The 19928-nt window shown below is 69.1% G+C and carries 17 protein-coding genes and 1 tRNA gene; 9 read left to right on the top strand and 9 right to left on the bottom strand.

The window, feature by feature from the left end; genetic code table 11:
- Positions 1-11: 11 nt before the first annotated feature.
- From PLC66_RS15765 to ftsY, 7 genes are all read right to left on the bottom strand, one after another.
- Positions 12-1757 (bottom strand): diguanylate cyclase domain-containing protein, encoded by a 1746-nt coding sequence (locus PLC66_RS15765; RefSeq protein WP_324542091.1) that lies wholly within the window; start codon positions 1755-1757, stop codon positions 12-14.
- Positions 1758-1822: 65 nt separating this feature from the next.
- Positions 1823-3730 carry an ABC transporter ATP-binding protein gene (locus PLC66_RS15760; protein ID WP_503012224.1) on the bottom strand — a complete coding sequence of 636 codons (1908 nt, stop codon included), beginning with the start codon at positions 3728-3730 and terminating at the stop codon, positions 1823-1825.
- Positions 3731-3844: 114 nt separating this feature from the next.
- Positions 3845-5410 carry an alkyl hydroperoxide reductase subunit F gene (gene ahpF / locus PLC66_RS15755; protein ID WP_324542088.1) on the bottom strand — a complete coding sequence of 522 codons (1566 nt, stop codon included), beginning with the start codon at positions 5408-5410 and terminating at the stop codon, positions 3845-3847.
- Positions 5411-5535: 125 nt separating this feature from the next.
- On the bottom strand, positions 5536-6099 hold the full coding sequence (gene ahpC, locus PLC66_RS15750; RefSeq protein ID WP_324542086.1) for an alkyl hydroperoxide reductase subunit C: 564 nt from the start codon (positions 6097-6099) through the stop codon (positions 5536-5538).
- A gap of 199 nt (positions 6100-6298) precedes the next feature.
- The gene (ftsX, locus tag PLC66_RS15745; RefSeq protein ID WP_324542084.1) at positions 6299-7195 is read right to left on the bottom strand and encodes a permease-like cell division protein FtsX; all 897 of its coding nucleotides are present in this window, start codon (positions 7193-7195) and stop codon (positions 6299-6301) included.
- The gene (locus PLC66_RS15740) at positions 7192-7887 is read right to left on the bottom strand and encodes a cell division ATP-binding protein FtsE (RefSeq protein ID WP_324542082.1); all 696 of its coding nucleotides are present in this window, start codon (positions 7885-7887) and stop codon (positions 7192-7194) included. The genes ftsX and PLC66_RS15740 overlap by 4 nt, the downstream gene beginning before the upstream one ends.
- A complete protein-coding gene (ftsY, locus tag PLC66_RS15735; protein ID WP_324542080.1) occupies positions 7884-9095 on the bottom strand; it encodes a signal recognition particle-docking protein FtsY in 1212 nt (403 codons plus the stop codon). Before ftsY ends, PLC66_RS15740 begins: the two co-directional genes overlap by 4 nt.
- A 163-nt stretch (positions 9096-9258) precedes the next feature.
- Here ftsY and PLC66_RS15730 point away from each other — a divergent pair, with 163 nt between their 5' ends.
- Genes PLC66_RS15730 through PLC66_RS15710 form a run of 5 tightly spaced genes read left to right on the top strand, consistent with a single transcriptional unit; the run spans position 9259 to position 13328 of the window.
- Positions 9259-10635: a M16 family metallopeptidase gene (locus tag PLC66_RS15730; RefSeq protein ID WP_324542078.1), complete on the top strand. Its 1377-nt coding sequence runs from the start codon at positions 9259-9261 to the stop codon at positions 10633-10635.
- Positions 10636-10665: 30 nt separating this feature from the next.
- On the top strand, positions 10666-12036 hold the full coding sequence (locus tag PLC66_RS15725; protein WP_324542075.1) for a M16 family metallopeptidase: 1371 nt from the start codon (positions 10666-10668) through the stop codon (positions 12034-12036).
- Positions 12033-12572: a 16S rRNA (guanine(966)-N(2))-methyltransferase RsmD gene (gene rsmD, locus PLC66_RS15720; protein WP_324542073.1), complete on the top strand. Its 540-nt coding sequence runs from the start codon at positions 12033-12035 to the stop codon at positions 12570-12572. Before PLC66_RS15725 ends, rsmD begins: the two co-directional genes overlap by 4 nt.
- Positions 12569-13057: a pantetheine-phosphate adenylyltransferase gene (gene coaD, locus PLC66_RS15715; protein ID WP_324542071.1), complete on the top strand. Its 489-nt coding sequence runs from the start codon at positions 12569-12571 to the stop codon at positions 13055-13057. Before rsmD ends, coaD begins: the two co-directional genes overlap by 4 nt.
- A gap of 19 nt (positions 13058-13076) precedes the next feature.
- Positions 13077-13328, top strand: a complete 252-nt coding sequence (locus tag PLC66_RS15710; protein ID WP_324542069.1) for a YfhL family 4Fe-4S dicluster ferredoxin — start codon at positions 13077-13079, stop codon at positions 13326-13328.
- A 103-nt stretch (positions 13329-13431) separates the two neighbouring features.
- Here PLC66_RS15710 and PLC66_RS15705 read toward each other — a convergent pair whose 3' ends face one another.
- Positions 13432-15414 (bottom strand): dynamin family protein, encoded by a 1983-nt coding sequence (locus PLC66_RS15705; protein ID WP_324542067.1) that lies wholly within the window; start codon positions 15412-15414, stop codon positions 13432-13434.
- 152 nt (positions 15415-15566) lie between these two features.
- On the bottom strand, positions 15567-16385 hold the full coding sequence (gene mutM, locus PLC66_RS15700) for a bifunctional DNA-formamidopyrimidine glycosylase/DNA-(apurinic or apyrimidinic site) lyase (protein WP_324542065.1): 819 nt from the start codon (positions 16383-16385) through the stop codon (positions 15567-15569).
- Between the two features lie 227 nt (positions 16386-16612).
- Here mutM and PLC66_RS15695 point away from each other — a divergent pair, with 227 nt between their 5' ends.
- The 4 genes from PLC66_RS15695 to PLC66_RS15680 all read left to right on the top strand — a co-directional run bounded on the left by PLC66_RS15695 (position 16613) and on the right by PLC66_RS15680 (position 19928).
- Positions 16613-18328: a tetratricopeptide repeat protein gene (locus PLC66_RS15695; RefSeq protein ID WP_324542063.1), complete on the top strand. Its 1716-nt coding sequence runs from the start codon at positions 16613-16615 to the stop codon at positions 18326-18328.
- Positions 18325-18936, top strand: coding sequence for a lipoprotein insertase outer membrane protein LolB (gene lolB, locus PLC66_RS15690; RefSeq protein WP_324542061.1), 612 nt, complete (start codon positions 18325-18327; stop codon positions 18934-18936). The genes PLC66_RS15695 and lolB overlap by 4 nt, the downstream gene beginning before the upstream one ends.
- Positions 18918-19805 (top strand): 4-(cytidine 5'-diphospho)-2-C-methyl-D-erythritol kinase, encoded by an 888-nt coding sequence (ispE, locus tag PLC66_RS15685; RefSeq protein WP_324542059.1) that lies wholly within the window; start codon positions 18918-18920, stop codon positions 19803-19805. The genes lolB and ispE overlap by 19 nt, the downstream gene beginning before the upstream one ends.
- Positions 19806-19851: 46 nt before the next feature.
- Positions 19852-19928, top strand: a tRNA-Gln gene (locus PLC66_RS15680).

Below are 19928 nucleotides of genomic sequence, written 5' to 3'. Positions count from 1 at the left end.
TCAGTTCCGCATCAGCTGCCGAGTTCCGCGCCGTAGAAGCGGTGGCGGCCGCGGCCGCCGTGCTTGACCGCGTATAGCGCCAGGTCCGCCCGCCGCTGCAGCGTCTCGGCGTCGCTGCCGTCCTGCGGCGCGAGCACCACGCCGATCGAGGCCGAGATCGTCGCTTCGCCTTCGGGGAAGACGAAGGGGCGGGCGATGGCGGCGGCGATGCGGCTGGCGACCTCCTCGGTCTCGGCCGCGCCGCCGACCTCGTTGAGGATCACGGCGAACTCGTCACCTCCGAAGCGCGCCACCGTGTCCGACTCGCGCACACACTCGTTGAGGCGGTTACCGGCCTCGACCAGCAGCGCATCGCCGGCGAGATGGCCGAAGCGGTCGTTCACCCCCTTGAAGTAGTCCAGATCGACGAACAACAGCGCGAACTGCTGCCCGCGCCGATGGGCGCCGGCCAGGGCGAGCGCGAGGCGGTCGTCGAACAGCGCGCGGTTGGGCAGGCCGGTGAGCGGGTCGTGATCGGCGCGGTAGCGGATCTCCTCCTCGGCCTTCTTGCGCTGCGTGATGTCGGTCAGCGTGGCGACAAAGCCCTGCGGGTCGCCGGCATCGCCGATGCGTGCGACCGACATCCACTGCACGTACAGGTCGCCGCTCTTGCGCCGGTTCCAGATCTCGCCCTGCCAGGTGCCTTCGTGCGCGAGCCGGGCGAGCATGTCATCGAAGAAGGCGGCGTCGTGCCTGCCCGACGCCATCAGGGCCGGGCTGCGACCGATCACCTCATCCGCCGCGTAGCCGGTGATGTCGCAGAAGGCCGGATTGACCTGGGTGATGCGGGCGTGCGCGTCCGTCACCATGATGCCCTCCGCTGCGCCCTCGAAGATCGCCCGGTAGCGCGCCTCGCTGTCGGCGAGCTGGCGCGCGCTGCGCCGATGCTGCTCCACCTCGCCGGCCAGCTGCTGGTTGGCCTCGGCCAGCTCCTGCGTGCGGCGTGCGATCAGCCGCTCCTGCGTGGCATTGATGTCGCTCACCACCCGCATGTGGCGGCGCTGGACGAGCAGCAGGCCATGGATCAGCCCAGCCGACAGCAGGAAGGCCGCCAGGTGCAGCAGGCCCGTGCGCCAGCGTTGCGAGTTGCGCATCTCGACCAGGGCCTGGGCCGGCATGTTCACCGAGATGCCGCCACGGATGTCCCCCACCTTGTAGCCCTGCACGCCATGACACTGCAGGCAGGCCGACACCACGACCAGGGGTGCCATGTAGCGGTGCACCGGGGCGCCGCCCCCATCGACCAGCGCCAGCACCTCCGGCTCGCCCCGATCGAAACGCGCGAGTGCTTCCGCCTCCCAGGGGTCCGGACCGTTCTCCGCGCGAATCGGATCGAGGCTGGTGATGTGGAGCTGGATGCCCTCGGTGCGCTCGGCGATCTGGGCGATCTGGCGCGTCATGTAGGCGGGGTTGACCATGGTCAGCGCGCGGCCGTCGGTGGTGGTGATGTCGCGCTGCGGATGCTTCAGGTAGGGATTGGGCTTTGCGTCCTCGGTGACCGGAACGTACACGCCGCCATGGCGCGCGTTCCACTGGCGTGTCGTCTCGATCAGGGAGAACAGCGCCGCGCCGCGTTCGCGCGCGACGGCGGCGATGCTGCGATCGATCCAGTGCCACTCGAGCAGCATCAGCGCGCCGAACAGCAGCCCGCACGATGCGTACACGACCACCACCGTGCGGACGAAATTGACGTCCAGCGGCGTACGGGGTGGAGGCATGGCAGGCCGATCGGGGTTCATAGGCGCATTTTAATGATTCGCCCGCGGCGACGCCGCTGCATGCATCACGCCAGCGCGGCCGGCTCGCCCTCATCAGCCCCCTGGCCGGCTGGCGCGTCGGCGCCGTCCTCGGCCTCCTCGCCCAGGAAGCCGCCGCTCTGATGCGCCCACAGGCGCGCATACAGGCCGCCGCGCGCGAGCAGGCTGCGATGGTCGCCCTCCTCGACGATGCGCCCCCGGTCCATCACCACCAGGCGATCCATGGCGGCGATCGTCGACAGCCGATGCGCGATCGCGACCACGGTCTTGCCTTCCATGAGTCGGTACAGGCTGGCCTGGATGGCGGCCTCGACCTCGGAGTCGAGCGCGCTGGTGGCCTCGTCGAGCAGCAGGATGGGCGCATCCTTGAGCATCACGCGCGCGATCGCGATGCGCTGGCGCTGGCCGCCGGACAACTTCACGCCGCGCTCGCCGACGTGGGCATCGTAGCCGCGCCGGCCCTTGGGGTCGGTGAGGCCGAGGATGAAGTCGTGCGCCTCGGCGCGCCTGGCGGCGGCGATCATGTCCTCGTCGCTGGCGTCGGGGCGGCCGTAGAGGATGTTGTCGCGCACCGAGCGGTGTAGCAGCGAGGTGTCCTGCGTGACCATGCCGATCTGCGCGCGCAGGCTGTTCTGGGTGACGCCGGCGATGTCCTGGCCGTCGATCAGGATGCGCCCCTGCTCGAGGTCGTAGAAGCGCAGCAGCAGATTGACCAGGGTGGATTTACCGGCGCCCGAGCGGCCGACCACGCCGATCTTCTCGCCCGGGCGGATGCGCAGCGAGAAGTCGTCGATCACCCGCCTCGCCTCGGGGCCGCGCGCGCCATAGGCGAACACCAGCTGCTCGAAGCGGATCTCGCCATGCTTGACCACCAGCGGTTTGGCGTCCGCACGGTCGACCACCGCGTGCGGTCGCGACAAGGTGTTGATGCCGTCCTGCACCGTGCCGACGTTTTCGAACAATTGTGCGGCCTCCCACATCACCCAGTGCGACATGCCGTTCAGGCGCAGCGCCATCGCCGTCGCCGCCGCCACCGCGCCGACGCCGACCTCGCCCTGCGTCCACAGCCACAGCGCGACGCCGCTGGTCGACAGGATCATCAGCATCGCCAGGCTGTGATTGACGATCTCGATGCCGCTTACCAGGCGCATCTGCGCATGCACGGTGTGCATGAACTCCTTCATCGCGCCGCGCGCGTAGCCCGCTTCGCGCCCGGCATGGGAGAACAGCTTGACCGTGGCGATGTTCGTGTAGGCGTCGGTGATGCGCCCGGTCATCAGCGAACGGGCGTCGGCCTGTGCGCGGGCCACCTTCGCCAGCCGCGGCACGAACCAGCGCAAGGTGCTCAGGTAAAGCACCAGCCAGCCGAGGAAGGGCAGCAGCATCCAGAGGTCGAAGCTCGCCACCACCACGGTCAGGGTGACGAAATAGATCACGACGAAGACCAGGATGTCGGTCATGATCAGGCAGGTGTCACGCACGGCCAGCGCGGTCTGCATGACCTTGGCCGACACCCGGCCGGCAAACTCGTCCTGGTAGAAGCTCATGCTCTGGCCGAGCATCAGGCGGTGGAAGTTCCAGCGCAACCGCATCGGAAAGTTACCCGCCAGCGCCTGGTGCTTGAGCATGGTCTGGACCGCCACCAGCACGATGCTGCCGATGATGATCGCCGCCAGCAGCAGCAGCTTGCCGCCCTCGTCCGCCCATAGCCGCGCCGGCTCGACCGCCGCCAGCCAGTCCACCACTTGGCCGAGCATCGCGAACAGCAAGGCCTCGAAGGCGCCGATGGTCGCGGTCAGCAGCGTCATGCCGAGGATGAAGGGGCGCAGGCCCTCGGTGCCAGCCCACAGGAAGGCGAAGAAGCCCTTCGGCGCAGGCGCGGGCGGCGCTTCCGGGTAGGCATCGACGCGGTTTTCAAACCAGCGGAACAACACGACGGGCATCTCCTGATGGGCTGCGGGGTGTGACAGGCAAGTGTGCCGGACGTGCCCGCAATGCAAGCGCCCCGCGCGAGGGCGGGGCGACTTGGCAGGCCGAAGGGGCGACGCTCAGGCCGGCGCGGACGTGCGGATCAGGTGATCGAAGGCCGACAGCGCCGCCTTCGAGCCCTCGCCCATGGCGATGATGATCTGCTTGTACGGCACCGTGGTGCAGTCGCCGGCGGCGAACACGCCCGGCAGCGAGGTCTGCGTCCTGGCATCGACGATGACTTCGCCGAAGCGGCTGAGCTCGAGCGTGCCCTTGAGGAAGTCGGTGTTGGGCAGCAGGCCGATCTGCACGAAGATGCCTTCGAGCTCGAGGCGATGCACCTCGTCGGTCTTGCGGTCCTTGTACACGAGGCCGTTGACCTTGTCGGTGCCGGTTACCTCGGTGGTCTGTGCGCTCTTGATCACGGTGACGTTGGGCAGGCTGTAGAGCTTTCTCTGCAGCACGGCATCGGCACGCAGGTCTTCGGCGAATTCGAGCAAGGTGACATGGGCGACGATGCCGGCGAGGTCGATCGCCGCCTCGACGCCGGAGTTGCCGCCGCCGATCACCGCCACACGCTTGCCCTTGAACAGCGGGCCGTCACAGTGCGGGCAGTAGGCCACGCCCTTGCCGCGGAATTCCTGCTCGCCGGGCACGTTCATCTCGCGCCAGCGCGCACCGGTGGCCACGATCACGGTCTTCGCCTTGAGCGCGGCGCCGTTCTCGAGCTGCACCTCGGCGAGCACGCTGCCGTCCTCGCTGCCGGGCACGAGCTTGGCCGCGCGCTGCAGGTTCATGACGTCGACCTCATACTGCTTGACGTGCTCCTCGAGCGCCATCACCAGCTTCGGGCCTTCGGTTTCCTTCACCGAGATGAAGTTCTCGATCGCCATCGTGTCCATCACCTGGCCGCCGAAGCGCTCGGCGACGATGCCGGTGCGGATGCCCTTGCGCGCCGCGTAGATCGCCGCCGCGGCGCCGGCCGGGCCGCCACCGACGATGAGCACGTCGAACGGGTCCTTGGCCGACAGCTTCCTAGCGTCGCGCGCGGCGGCGCCGGTGTCGACCTTGGCGAGGATCTCGCCCAGCTCCATACGGCCCTGACCGAACTCCTTGCCGTTCAGGTAGACCGTGGGCACGGCCATGATCTGGCGCTCTTCCACTTCCTTCTGGAACAGCGCGCCGTCGATCATGGTGTGGCGGATGTTGGGGTTGAGGATCGCCATCAGGTTGAGCGCCTGCACCACGTCCGGGCAGTTGTGGCAGGACAATGAGATGTAGGTCTCGAAGTTGAACTCGCCTTCGAGGCTCTTGATCTGCTCGATCACGTCCGCCTCGACCTTGGGCGGATAGCCCGCGGACTGCAGCAGGGCGAGGATCAGCGAGGTGAATTCGTGGCCCATCGGCAGGCCGGCGAAGCGCACCCGGCCTTCGCCGCCCTTGGGACCGACCGAGAAGGACGGCTTGCGCGCATCGCTGCCGTTGTCGGTCAGGGTGATCAGGGTGGACTGCTCGACGACGTCCTGCAGCAGCTCGCGCATCTCCTGCGACTTGGGACCATCGTCCAGCGACGCCACGATCTCGATCGGCTGCGTCACCCGCTCCAGGTAGGCTTTCAGTTGAGTCTTGATGTTGGCGTCCAGCATGATGGCTTCTCCCTTGATGAGTGCGACCGCCGCTGTTTACGTCGGTCCTGATGCGACACAGCCGGCACGTGGCCGGCTGTGCAACTGGCGACCCGGACCGGGTAGGTCCGGGCAGATGCAGCGACTTAGATCTTGCCGACCAGGTCGATCGACGGCGCCAGGGTCTTCTCGCCCTCCTTCCACTTGGCCGGGCAGACCTCGTTCGGGTGCGAAGCGACGTACTGGGCGGCCTTCAGCTTGCGAACCGTCTCGGTCACGTCACGGGCGATGGCGTTGTCGTGCACTTCCATCGTCTTGATGATGCCTTCCGGGTTGATGATGAAGGTGCCGCGCAGGGCCAGGCCTTCCTCGGCGATATGCACGTCGAAGGCGTTGGTCAGCTGGTGGGTCGGATCGCCGACCAGCGGGAAGCGGGCCTTGCCGACCGCAGCCGAAGTCTCATGCCAGACCTTGTGCGAGAAGTGGGTATCGGTGGTGACGATGTACACCTCGGCGCCGGCCTTCTCGAACTCGCCGTAGTGATCGGCAGCGTCCTCGATCTCGGTCGGGCAGTTGAAGGTGAAGGCAGCGGGCATGAAGATCACCACGGACCACTTGCCGATGAAGTTCTCTTCGGTGACCGGCACGAACTTGCCGTTGTGGAAAGCGGTGGCCTTGAAGGGCTTGACTTGGGTGTTGATCAGCGACATGTAGAACCTCCGAAGGGTTGCAGGACGTTGGGTGAAACTCGATGGGATGAAGTTTAGAGCGGGCGGCGATATTGATCTAATTGATTATCGAGATACTCTCGATTGAACCCGCCTATCAAGGCCTCGAGCGCCTGCGCGCAGCGCCCGGCCTTGCCACCTATCGATTTCGCATCCCTACATGGGGGTGAAGCCGCCGAATTCAAGTCGCCGCCAGATGGCGACGCACCGAGATCGCCGCGCCCAGCCAGCCCAGGAAGGCGGCAAAGGCGACGATGACCAGCGCCGCGCGCCAGTCAGGCCCACCGAGGGTGAACACCGCGCCGTAGGTTTCGGCCAGCGCAGTGACCGGGGCGGTCAGGGCGCGCACGCCCAGCCACACCGTGCCCAGCGCCACCAGGCCGCCCAGCGCGCCCTGCAGGCCGCCGAACCAGTAGAAGGGGCGGCGGATGAAGGGGTCGGTCGCGCCGAGCAGGCGGCTCACCGCGATCTCCTGGCGCTGGGTCAGGATCTGCAGGCGGATGGTGTTGAAGGTGACGATGACCAGCGCAAAGCCGAGCAGGCCGGCCAGCATCAGCACCGCCGAGCGCCCGAGCCCGAGCAGCGCGTGCAGCCGCTTGACCCAGGCCGAATCGAGCTGCACATGCGCCACCTTGGGCCAGGCCTGCATGTCCTCGGCCAGGCGCTCGAACAGCGCCGGATCCTCGGTGCGCGGCGCCAGCACGAAGGCGTCGGGAAGGGGGTTGCCGGTGAGGCCGCCGAGCACGTCGCCCAGCCCGCTGGCCTCGAGCTGGCGCAAGGCCTCGTCGCGCGACACGAAACGATAGCTCGCCAGCTCGGGCGTCGCCTTCAGGCGCTGCTCGATGTCCGCCCGCTCGGCGGCGCCCGCCTCCATGTCTAGGAACAGGCTGATCTCGGGCGTGCCGGACACCCCGCGCGCCAGCGTCGCCACGTTGTCCAGCAACAGGTAGCCGCCACCGGGCAGCGACAGCGCAATGCCGACCACCAGCGCCGAAAGCAAGGTGCCCAGCGGCTGCGCAAGGAGCCGGCGCAGGGCATGGACGATCGCCCGCCCGTGCAGATAGAGCCAGTGCATCATGCCGCCACCTCCATCACTGCCCGCCCGCCCGGACGCGAATCCTCCACCAGCAGTCCCTTTGCCAGCACCAGCCGGCGCGGACGACTGGCCGCGAACAGGCCGGCATCATGGGTGGACACCAGCACGGTGACGCCCGCCTCGTTGAACGAGCGGAACAGGCCGGCAATGTCGGCCGCATAGGCCGGATCGAGGTGTGCGGTCGGCTCGTCGGCAATCAGGATGGACGGCCGGTTGACCACCGCGCGCGCGATCGCCACCCGCTGCTGCTCGCCACCGGATAGCCCGGCAGGCATTTCCTTGCCGCGTCCGTCCAGCCCCACCCGCTCGAGGGCCGCCGCCACCCGTCGCGCCGCATCGCGCGGCGGATGGCCGGTGATGACGAGCGGCAGCATGACGTTGTCGAACACGCTGCGGTCGAACAGCAGCCGGCTCTCCTGCAGCACCAGGCCGAGGTTGCGGCGCAGGTAGGGAATGGCGGATTTCGGCAGATGCGACACGTCCTGCCCGTTGATCAGCACGCGCCCGCCGGTGGGGCGCTCGACCACCGGGATGAGCTTGAGCAAGGTGCTCTTGCCCGCGCCCGAATGCCCCGACAGCACGACCAGTTCGCCATGGCGAATCTCGAAGCTGACCCCGGCCAGCGCCGTGTAGCCGCCCGCATAGCGTTTGGCCACGTCCTCGAAGACGATCATGCGCGCTTGCCCGCTCCGGTCTTGACCGCGGCCGCGCCCGGCTCGAACAGCGCATCGACGAACTCGCGCGCCTTGAAGGGCTGCAGATCGTCGATGCCCTCGCCGACGCCGATGAAGCGCAGCGGCTTCGGACACTGGCGCGCGATCGCCGCCAGCACGCCGCCCTTGGCGGTGCCGTCGAGCTTGGTGACCACCAGGCCGGTGACGCCGATCGCCTTGTCGAAGGCCTTGACCTGGGTCAGCGCGTTCTGGCCGATGTTGGCGTCGAGCACCAGCAACACCTCGTGCGGGCCGGAGGGGTCGGCCTTGGCAATCACCCGGCGCACCTTGGCGATCTCTTCCATCAGATGAAGCTGGGTCGGCAGCCGTCCGGCGGTGTCCGCCAGCACGACGTCGATCTTGCGCGCACGCGCGGCGTTGATGGCATCGAAGATCACCGCCGCGGCATCGCCGCTTTCCTGGGCGACCACGGTGACATTGTTGCGCTCGCCCCAGGTCATCAACTGCTCGCGCGCCGCGGCGCGGAAGGTGTCGCCGGCAGCCAGCAGCACGCTCTTGCCCTGGGCCTGGAAATACTTGGCGAGCTTGCCGATCGAGGTCGTCTTGCCCGAGCCATTGACGCCCGCGATCATGATGATGAAGGGCTGGTGGCTGCCAACCTCGAGCGCCTGCTCGAGCGGCGCGATGATGCCGTGCAGGCCGTCGGCGAGCGCCTTCTGCAACTGGTCGGCGGTCTCGAGGCGGTCGCGCTTCCAGCGCAGGCGCAGGTCGGCGATCAGGTGCTGGGTGGCATCGACGCCGCAGTCGGCCATCAGCAGCGTGGACTCGAGTTCCTCGAGCAGGTCCTCGTCGATCTTGCGCAGGCCGAACAGGCTCGCCAGGCCGCCACCGATCTGTTGTCGGGTGCGCGCAAGGCCGGCCTTCAGGCGCTCGGACCAGGACAGTCTGGGGGCGGGCGCCTGGCCCGGCACCGGTGTCAGCGGCTCGACAGGCGCGGCCGGCGCGGCCACGGGCAGCACCGCCTCGGTGGCCGTGGCGGCCTCGACCACGGCCGGGACGGCCGGCTCGGTCACCGCCTGGGCGACCGCTTCGGTCGACGCCACCTCGGTCGACGCCACCTCGGGCGCGGCCTCTGCCGGCACGTGCTCGGCCGCGGCAGGCGCCGTGGCCTCGGCCTTGGCCGACTTCTTCTTCAGGAAACCAAACATGAAACGCTCGGGTCAGAGAGGACGTTTTGCGTCGGCGCGACGCCCCGGGAGCCGTGGGCGCACGCAGCCGATCACGCTAAGATGCGGCTCCCCGGCGCCCGCCAGCGTCACGCGCATGGGCACCGCGGAGTGCCGCGAATTCTAACAGATGCAGGACAACTCCATGTTTCGCCACACCCTCTCCCGCTCCCTGGTGCTGGGCGCCGCCAGCGCCCTGCTGATGGCGCCACCGGCGCTGGCCAACCCGTTCGAGACCACCCTTGCGAACGGCATGAAGCTGATCGTCAAGGAAGACCGCCGCGCGCCCTCGGTGGTGCATATGGTGTGGTACAACGCGGGCGCGATGGACGAGCCGGACGGCGTTTCGGGTGTCGCCCACGTGCTCGAGCACATGATGTTCAAGGGCACGGCCGAAGTCGGCCCGGGCGAATTCAACAAGCGCGTGGCCGCCGTCGGCGGGCGCGACAACGCCTTCACCAGCAAGGACTACACGGCCTACTTCCAGCAGGTGCCGCCCGACCGCCTCGCCGAGATGATGGCGCTCGAGGCCGACCGCATGCAGAACCTGGTGCTCAAGGACGAGGAGTTCGCGCGCGAGATCGAGGTCGTCAAGGAAGAACGCCGCCTGCGCACCGACGACCAGCCGCGTGCCCTGGTGTACGAACAACTGATGGCCACCGCCTTCCAGGCCCACCCCTATCGCCGCCCGGTGATCGGCTGGATGCCCGACCTCGAGGCGATGCAGCCCGAGGACGCACGCGAGTGGTACCGGCGCTGGTATGCGCCGAACAACGCCTGGCTGGTGGTGGTGGGCGACGTGGACCACCAGCAGGTGTTCCGCGACGCCGAAAAGCACTATGGCGCGATCCCGCCGCGCGCGCTGCCCGAGCGCCGCATCTCGCCCGAGCCGGCGCAGCGCGGCCCGCGCAAGTCCGAGGTGCGGGCGCCGGCCGAGCTGCCCTACCTCGCCCTGGCCTGGCCGGTGCCCGCGCTGCGCGACCCGGCGAACGACCGCGAGGCCTATGCGCTGCAGGTGCTGGCCGCGGTGCTCGACGGCTATGACGGTGCCCGTCTCACCCGCCGCCTGGTGCGCGACCAGCAGCTCGCGGTCTCGGCCGGTGCCGGCTACGACGGCAGCGGGCGCGGGCCGTCACTGTTCTACCTCGACGGCGTGCCCGCGCCGGGCCGCACGATGGACGAGCTGCAGGCCGCGCTGCGCGCCGAGCTGCAGCGTATCCGCGACCAGGGCATCAGCGCGGAGGAGCTCGCGCGGGTCAAGACCCAGGCCGTCGCCAGCCGCGTCTTCAAGCGCGACTCGCTGATGGGGCAGGCGATGGAGATCGGCTACCTGGAATCTGCCGGCCTGTCGTGGCGCGACGAGGAGCGCCTGCTCGAGGGCTTGCGCGCGGTCACCGCCGAAGAGGTGCAGGCCGTCGCGCGGCGCTATTTCGACGACGACAGCCTCAGCATCGCCCGCCTTGAGCCGCAGCCGCTGGGCGACAAGCGCCCGCGCTCGCCCTTTGCCGCGCCTCGCCACTGACGCCTCCAGACCGGGACTCCCCCTCCAGCCATGATCACCTCGCTTCGCTCCCTCATCCTCCCCGCCCTCACCCTCGCCTCCCTGCTCGGCCTTGCTTCGCCGACGCTGGCCGGCCCGCAGATCCAGCACTGGATGGCGCCGACCGGCGCGCGGGTGCATTTCGTCGAGAGCCGCGCCCTGCCGCTGGTCGACATCCAGGTCAGCTTCGCCGCCGGCACCGCGCTCGACCCCGCCGACAAGGCCGGGCTGGCGAGCATGACCCAGGCCCTGCTCGATGCCGGCGCCGGCGACCTGGACGAGCAGACCATCGCCGACCGCAAGGCCGATCTCGGTGCCCAGGTGCGTGGCGGCGCCGACAACGACCGCGCCAGCCTGTCGCTGCGCAGCCTGTCCTCCAGCGCCGAGCTCGACGCCGCGGTGGAGCTGGTCGCCACCCTGCTGGCGCGGCCGAGCTTTCCCGCCGACGTCCTCGAGCGCGAGCGCGCACGCGCGATCGCCGGTCTGCGCGAGGCCCTGACCAAGCCGGGCACGCTCGCCGCGCGCGCCTTCAACGCCACCCTGTATGCGGGCCACCCCTACGGCAACAACACCAGCCCGGAGTCGCTCGCGGCGATCAGCCGCGATGATCTGGTCGACTTTCATCGCCGCCATTACGGTGCCAATCGCGCCGCGGTCGCGATCGTCGGCGATGTCGACCGCGCCACCGCCGAACGCATCGCCATCCGCCTCACCGAAGCCCTGCCCCAGACCGAGCCGGCCACCCCGCCGCCGCCGCCCGCCGCCACGAGCGCCCAGACCTTCCACATCCCCCACCCCTCGGCCCAGGCCCACATCCTCGTCGGCCAGCCCGGCATGGCGCGCGAGGACGCCGACTACTTCCCGCTGCTGGTGGGCAACTACGTGCTCGGCGGCGGCGGCTTCGTGTCGCGCCTGACGCGCGAGGTGCGCGAGCAACGCGGCTTCGCCTACAGCGTCTACAGCTTCCTGTCGCCGCAACAGGTGGCCGGCCCCTTCCAGATCGGCCTGCAGACCCGCGGCGGCCAGACCGAGGCAGCGCTCGCCGTGGTGCGGGACACGCTGAACGCCTTCCTCGCCGAGGGCCCGAGTGCCGAGGAACTGCAGGCGGCCAAGGACAACCTCATCAACGGCTTCGGGCTGCGCCTGGACTCCAACGCCAAACTGCTCGACCACGTCGCCATGATCGGTTTCTACGGCCTCGCCCTGGACTGGCTCGACACCTATCCCGCGCAGGTCCACAAGGTCAGCATCGAGGCGGTGCGCGAGGCCTGGCAGCGCCGCATCCGCCCCGATCAGCTGATCACCGTGATTGCGGGTGGCGACGGCGATCGCACCACCAACGGATCGGGCCCGGCGGCCGACGCCGCGGACGGCGGCAATTGAGCCGGGTGCGCATCGTCGGCGGGCAGTGGCGCTCGCGCCTGCTCGATGTCGCCCACGTCCAGGGCCTGCGCCCCACGCCCGACCGCGTGCGCGAGACGCTGTTCAACTGGCTCGGGCAGGACCTCGACGGCCAGCACTGCCTCGACCTCTTTGCCGGCACCGGCATCCTCGGCTTCGAGGCCGCCTCGCGCGGCGCCGCCGGCGTAGTCCTGGTCGAACGCGACCCGCGCGCCTTCGATGCACTGCACAAGACGGCAAAGACCCTACAGGCTTCGCAAGTAGAGATCGTACGCGGCGATGCGGTAAGATTCGCGCAAACCACACCGCGGCGGTTCGACGGCGTGTTTCTCGACCCGCCGTACAAGCAGGGCTGGATCGAGCGCGTGGAGCCCTGGCTGGACCGGATCGTGCAGCCCGATGGCTGGCTCTACGTCGAGGCCGAGGCACCCGTGACGCGCCTGGGCCACTGGCACACCGTCAAACAGGGTCACGCCGGGCAGGTTCATTTCCATCTGATGCGTGGGAGCGATGCATGAAGGAAACGATTGCGGTCTATCCGGGAACGTTCGACCCGTTCACCCGGGGTCACGAGGACCTCGTGCGGCGGGCGTCGATCCTGTTCGACCGCGTCGTGGTGGCGGTGGCCAAGAGCAACAGCAAGAACCCCATCTTCTCGCTCGAGGAGCGGGTCGACATCGCGCGCTCGGCGGTCGCGGCCTTTCCCGGCGTGACGGTGGTCGGCTTCGACTGCCTGCTGATGGATTTTCTGCTGCAGCAGAACGCGCGCGTGATCCTGCGCGGCCTTCGCGCGGTGTCCGACTTCGAATACGAATTCCAGATGGCGGGGATGAACCGCAAGCTCTACCCGGACGTCGAGACGGTGTTCCTGACCCCGGCCGAGGAGTACATGTTCATCTCGGCCACCATGGTGCGTGAGATCGCCCGCCTCGGCGGCGACGTGAGCAAGTTCGTGCAGCCCCAGGTGCTTGCACGACTGCGGGAAAAATTGAACTCAAAGTGAAAGCAAGGAAGCAAAGACCATGGCTCTGATCATTACCGACGAGTGCATCAACTGCGACGTCTGCGAACCGGAATGCCCCAACGGCGCAATCTCGCAAGGTGACGAGATCTACGAGATCGACCCCAACAAGTGCACCGAGTGCGTCGGCCACTTCGACGAGCCGCAATGCCAGCAGGTGTGCCCGGTCGACTGTATCCCGCTCGACCCGAACCACAAGGAAAGCAAGGACCAGCTGATGGAGAAGTTCCTCAAGCTGACCGGCAAGGCGTGAGCTTTCGCGGCTAGCAGTCACAGGACGGGCGGGCCGCCAGGCTCGCCCGTCTGTCCTTCAGCGTGGCCTCGCGCGCCCACCCGCGGCGCTAGCACATCGCAGCTCAGGCCACGGCGCGTCCGGCTTCGAGCGCGGCGCCCGCCGCGCCAGCCCCTGCGTCACTGACGCCGAGGGCCTCGGCGATGGCCCGCTCCAGGACCTCGAGCTCGGCGATCAGCGCGAGTACCGCCTCCTCGCCCTGCTTGAGCTCCTCGACCCGGTTCTCGAGCGTGTCGGTCGCCTCGTGGATGCGCTTCACGCTCTCGAGCCGGCGCTTGAGCTGGATCTGGTATTCGCGCACCTGGGTCTCGAGCGGCGACATCACCGCGCGCAGCCACTGCTCGACATCGCGGTTGGCGACCTCGAAGGTGCGGCGGGCCTGCACCGCCACGGTCTCGAAGAACTTCTGCGTGAGGGTGTGCTTTTCGGTCGTGACCAGGGTCAGCGCGGTGTTGATCTGGCGATTGAAGGCCGCCTCGAGGCGATCGATCTCCTTCTCGTAGCGCAGCGTCGAAAAGCCCTCGGGCGGGGTCAGCTTGAGCCCGTGCTCGACGCTGAAGCGCTTGTACATGGTCTCGAGCATGCGCGTGATCTCGGTGATCTCGGTGGTCGAGCGCTCGAGGTTGGCGCGCAGGTTCTTGAAGAAGCCCTGCATCGCTTCGCGCAGGCCGCGGGTGAAGGTCGACTCGAGCATCGCCTCGCGCGTGCGCCGGGTCTCGTCGCGCAGCGCATCCAGCCCCATGTGGGCGAGCAGGCTGTTGGTGAGGTTGGAGAACACCGAGCGCACCGCGTAGTACTTCTGCAGTCCCTGCTCGAACTCCTCCTTCTCGCTGCGGATCTTGCGCATCATGTATTCGATGACGCTCTGGTTCTTGCCGCGCAGGTCGGTGAGTTCCTGCAGCTGCTCGCGCAGTCCGCCCAGCCGGGCCTCCAGCAGGCCGCGCGTCGCACCCACCACCTCGCGCGTCTCGGCGAGCAGGTCCTCGCGCACGATGTCCTGCTTGGTGGGCAGCAGGTCCTCGCTCAGGGCGCGCTCGAGCGCGGTGATGCGGCTGCGTTCGAGCTGTGCGGCGTCGCCCTGGATGCGCGCCACCAACCCCTTCTGCGCCGACACCGGGAACACCGCCTCGCGCTCGACGCCCAGCGTCTCGGCCACCGATTCGACCTGGCGGGCGATCTCGGTCTCGATGCGCGCTGCGTCGCGCAGGCCGTCCCACAGGCCGTCGATCTTGTTCAGCACCACCAGGCGCCCGCGCTGGCGCCCGCCGCCGCCCTGCACGTAGTTGCGCCAGACGGCAAGGTCGCTCTGCGTGACGCCGGTGTCCGCGGCCAGGATGAACAGCACCGCGTGGGCGTTGGGCAGCATCGACAGCGTCAGCTCGGGCTCGGCGCCGATCGCGTTGAGGCCGGGTGTGTCGAGCACGACCAGGCCCTGCTCGAGCAGCGGATGCGGGAATTGGATCAGCGCATGGCGCCAGGCGGGAATCTCGACCCGGCCGTCGGCGCCCGGCTTGATGCCGTCCTCGCCGCTCGGATCGACCTCGAAGCCCAGTGCCCGCGCCTCGGCCTCGTCGACCCGCAGGGTCTCGCCCACGCGCGCCAGCGCCGCCTGCAGGCTGGCGGCATCGACCGCCTCGAGCGCCACCACTTGCCATTCCTCGGGGTAGCGCTTGAACTCGCTGACCGGACTCTGCCGCGCCCGCGTGTGGATCGGCAGCAGCCGCAGCTCGGGCCGCGCGCCGCGCGACCACTGCAGCTCGGTCGGGCACATGGTGGTGCGCCCGGCGCTCGACGGCAGGATGCGGTCGCCATGATCGGCGAAGAAGATCGCGTTGATGAGTTCGGACTTGCCGCGCGAGAACTCGGCAACGAAGGCGACCGTCAGCTTGTCGTCACGCAGGCGCTCGAGCAGGTAGTGGAGGCGCAGGTCGGACTGGGCATCGCCCACCTCGTTGCGTGACAGCCAGCTGCGTAGCCGCGTCACCGCCTCGCCGGCATTGCCGCGCCAGCGGCTGTAGGCAGAAAACTGTTCGGTCAGATTGCTCATCGGCTGGCTCATTGCAGACGCGTTGATACGGGGGCGACAAGCGGACGGCCCACGCGGAGCCCGCCGTCCGGTGGACAATAGCGGCGAAAGCAGCCCGTTTCCATGCCAAATTGCACGCCGCGGGCCGACCGCGGCGTGCGCCCGGTCGGCGCTCAGCGTCGTCGCTGGCAGCGCGGACAATAGTAGGTGGCGCGCTGGCCGCTGACGATGCGCTGAATCGGCGTTGCGCACACGCGACAAGGCTCGCCCTCGCGCCCGTAGACGAAGTACTGCTGCTGGAAGTAGCCCGGCTGGCCGTCACCACCGACAAAGTCGCGCAGCGTGCTGCCGCCGGCGGCAATCGCCGCAGTCAGGGTGTCGCGCACCGCCGCCACCAGTCGGGTGCAACGCTGCGGCCCGAGCCGGCCGGCGGCCTCCAGCGGGTGGATGCGGGCACGATAAAGACTCTCGGAGGCGTAGATATTGCCGACTCCGACCACACGCTGGCTGTCCATCAGCACATGCTTGATCGGTGCCCGCAGCCCGCGTGTGACGCGGTGCAGCCAGGCGGCATCGAAGGCCTCGTCGAGCGGCTCCGGACCCAGCCGCGCGAGCAGCGGGTGTGCCATCACCGCACCAGTCTGCCACAGCACCATGCCGAAACGGCGCGGGTCGCGCAGCCGCAGCGCCTGCTCGCCGAACACGAAATCGACGTGATCGTGTGCCCCGGGCGGCTCCTCGGCGGCCACGACGCGCAGGCTGCCCGACATGCCCAGATGCACGATCACCGTGCCGGCGTCGAAATCGAGCAAGAGATACTTCGCCCGCCGCCCCACCGCCGCCAGGCGCAGGCCGGCGATCGTCGCGGGCAAGTCGTCGGCCACCGGCTGGCGCAGGCGCGGGTTGCGCACGACCAGGGCAGACAGGCGCCGGCCCTCGACATGCGGCCGAATGCCCCGGCGGGTGGTTTCGACTTCGGGGAGTTCGGGCATCGCGCGGCGGACAGACAGGAGGACGTGTACGGGAACGAGTTCGGGAAAGGCGGGGCCGGAACTGCCGGCCCCCGCCGGGTCGCCGGCTTGCAGGCATGGCGCCGATCTGCATACCATGGCGCGAACCGAATTCTAGATCAGCCCTCCAAGTTGCGACAGCGCGCCCGGCCGGCATACCGGGGGGCGTATTCCCAGCGCACCTCACCGAAGTCCGTCGGACCCTGCTCATGAAGATTCAGCTCACTCGTCTCGCCCGTTCCGTCTGCCTTGCCCTTGCGCTGGGCACGGGTGGGAGCGCCCTTGCCGCCAACGGCGACGTCGCCGCTGGCGCGTTCCCGGCGCAGGAGCTGACCCCGCGCACGCTCTACCAGTTCCTGCTCGCCGAGATCGCCGGCGCGCGCGGCCAGATCGGGCTCTCGGCCCAGCTCTACCTCGAGCTCGCACGCGCCACGCGCGACCCGCGGATCGCACGCCGCGCCACCGAGATCGCGATGTATTCGCGCAACCTGCAGATCGCCACCGAGGCGGCGCGAATCTGGACCGAGGTCGCGCCGGACTCGGAAGAGGCCCGCCGCGTGCTTGGCAGCATCGCCGGTGCCGGCGAGCCCGGCGATGTCGATCTCGACGCGATCCAGATCCAGCTCGCCCGCGTGCTGGCCCAATCCAACGGCCGCCTGCCGCAGAACCTGCTCGGGCTCAACCGTGCGCTGGCCCGGGTGCCGGACAAGCAGGCGACCAAGAGCATCGTGCACCGCCTGACCGAGCCCTATCTCGACGTGCCCGAAGCGCACATCGCCCGCGCCCAGGCGGCGATGATCACCGAAGACCCGATGGAAGCGCTCGCCGCCGTCGATCGGGCGCTCGAGCTGCGCCCTGGCTGGGAACCGGGGGTGCTGCTAAAGGCACAGATCCTGCAGCACGCCGGCGCGGGCGCCGAAGCCTTGCGTCAGCTCGAAGCCGAGGTCACGCGCTCGCCCGACAACAGGACGCTGCGCCAGGCCTATGCCCGGGCCCTGGTCGGCGCACAACGCTTTGTCGACGCACGCACCGAGTTCCGTCATCTGCTCGTCGGCAGCCCGGACGACGCCGAACTGCTCTACGCCGTCGGCCTGCTGTCGCTGCAACTCGACGAGCTTGCCGAGGCCGAGACGCACTTCCTGCGTGCGCTGGGCGCCGGCCATCCGCAGGCCGACCTCATCCGCCTGCACCTCGGCCAGATCGCCGACAGCCGCGGCGAGGGCGAGGCGGCGCGCAAGTGGTTTGCCGAAGTCAGCGACGAGAACCACCGTCCCGAGGCCACCATCCGCAGCGCCCAGAGCCTGGCGCGCGAGGGCCGCATCGACGAGGCGCGCACGCTGCTGCAGGACGAGCCCGACGAGCCGCAGGTGACGCGTCGCTACATACTGGCCGAGGCACAGATCCTGCGCGATGCCGATCGCTCCGGCGAAGCCCTGCTGGTGCTGGACGATGCATTGCGCGAAACCCCGGACGACACCGATCTGCTCTACGAGTCGGCCATGCTCGCCGAGCGCCTGGACCGCATCGACCTGATGGAGACCCGGCTGCGCCGCATCATCGAGCTCAAGCCCGACCACGCCCACGCCTACAACGCGCTCGGCTACTCGCTGGCCGATCGCAGTCTGCGCCTCGATGAGGCACAGGACCTGATCGAGCGCGCACTCGAACTGGCGCCCGACGACCCCTTCATCCTCGACAGCATGGGCTGGGTGCGTTTCCGCCTCGGCGACAACAGCACCGCGCTCGAGCATCTCGAGCGCGCCTACGCCATTCGCAAGGATGCCGAGATCGCCGCCCACCTCGGCGAGGTGTTGTGGGCGCTCGCGCGCGAGGACGATGCCCGCCGCATCCTCGACGAGGCCCTCAGCGCCCATCCGGACAATCGCCTGCTGAACGAAACCGCGCAGCGCCTGGGAATCCGATGAGCCCGCAGCCCGCTTCGGCCGGCGCCCGCAGGCGGCGCCGGCGCAGCCTGCTTGTGGCTGCCGGCGCGTGCTGCGTGCTGGCCGCCTGCGCGCCACTCACCCCGATGGGCGACACCGCCGCCGCGAGCCGCAGCGCGCTGCCCGCCTTCCTGCTCGAGGGCCGGCTGTCGGCCAGTGACGGCCAGCAGGCGGCGACCGGCCGCGTTGAGTGGCAGCATACGCCCGGCGCCGACAGCCTGACCTTGGTCACCCCGCTCGGCCAGGTCGCGGCACGGCTCGACAGCGACGCCGGCGGCGCCCGCCTCGTGAGCGCGGACGGCCGACGCCTCGAGGCGGCCAGTGCCGACCTCCTGCTGCCCCAGGTGCTCGGCATCGAGGTCCCGGTGGCCCGCCTCGCGCTGTGGGTGCAAGCCGCACCCGACGACAGCGCCGAGGTCAGGCTGCGCGACGCACACGGCCGCCCGGCGCTGCTCGTCGATCACGGCTGGCGCATCGACTACCAGAGCTACGCGGACGATTCGCCGCAAGCCCTCCCTGCGCGCCTCGACATCTCCCGCGGTGACGCCCGCCTTCGCCTCGTGATCGATTCATGGACGCCGCTGCCCTGAGCACCCTGCCGCCGCCGCTGGGCGACGACCCGACGCGCCTGCGCGCCTGTCCGGCACCGGCCAAGCTCAACCTCTTCCTGCACGTGGTCGGCCGTCGCGCGGATGGCTACCACCTGCTGCAGACGGCATTCCGGCTGCTCGACTGGGGCGACACGCTCGACTTCGCGCTGCGCACCGACGGCCGCATCAGACGCACGAACGCGGTGACCGGCGTCGCCGAGGACGAGGACCTCGTCGTGCGCGCCGCAAGCCTGCTGCAGGCACACACCGGCTGCCCGCTGGGCGCGGACATCAGCTTGCACAAGGTGCTGCCGATGGGCGGCGGCCTGGGTGGCGGCAGCTCGGATGCCGCCACCACGCTGATCGCCCTCAACCGCCTGTGGGGCACCGGCCTGTCGCGTGCCGAGCTGCAGGCGCTCGGCCTTCAGCTCGGCGCCGACGTGCCGGTCTTCGTGTTCGGCCGGGACGCCTTCGCCGAAGGCGTGGGCGAAACCCTGCAGCCGCTGGCGCTGGCGCCGGCCTGGTACGTGGTACTGTCGCCGGGTGTGTCGGTGCCGACCGGCGAAATTTTTTCGGCGAAGGACTTGACGCGAAATACCGCCCCGATCAAAATGGCGGACTTCGCAGCAAGCACTACGCGAAACGACCTGCAGCCCGTTGCGTGCAGCCGTTATCCCGAAGTGCAGCGCGCGATCGATTGGCTGAACGCCTCGGCGCCAGCCATGATGACAGGCTCGGGTGCCTGCGTGTTTGCGGAAGTCTCCTCGGAAGCCGAGGCCGACCGCATCGCGAAAAATTGTCCGCCACGCTGGAAAGCCTGGAAAGTGCGCAGTCTGACTCGCCATCCGCTTTACGAGTGGTTACAATAGCGCCCGCTTCGTCGAACGATCCGCGTCGCCGGCGAAACAGGTTTCTTGGGGAGTCGCCAAGTCGGTTAAGGCACCGGATTTTGATTCCGGCATTCGAGGGTTCGAATCCTTCCTCCCCAGCCA

The sequence above is a fragment of the Thauera sp. genome (genome assembly GCF_035444905.1).
Taxonomy (GTDB): domain Bacteria; phylum Pseudomonadota; class Gammaproteobacteria; order Burkholderiales; family Rhodocyclaceae; genus Thauera.
Note: the sequence above shows the minus strand (reverse complement) of the source record. Positions and strands in the feature narration are given on the sequence as shown.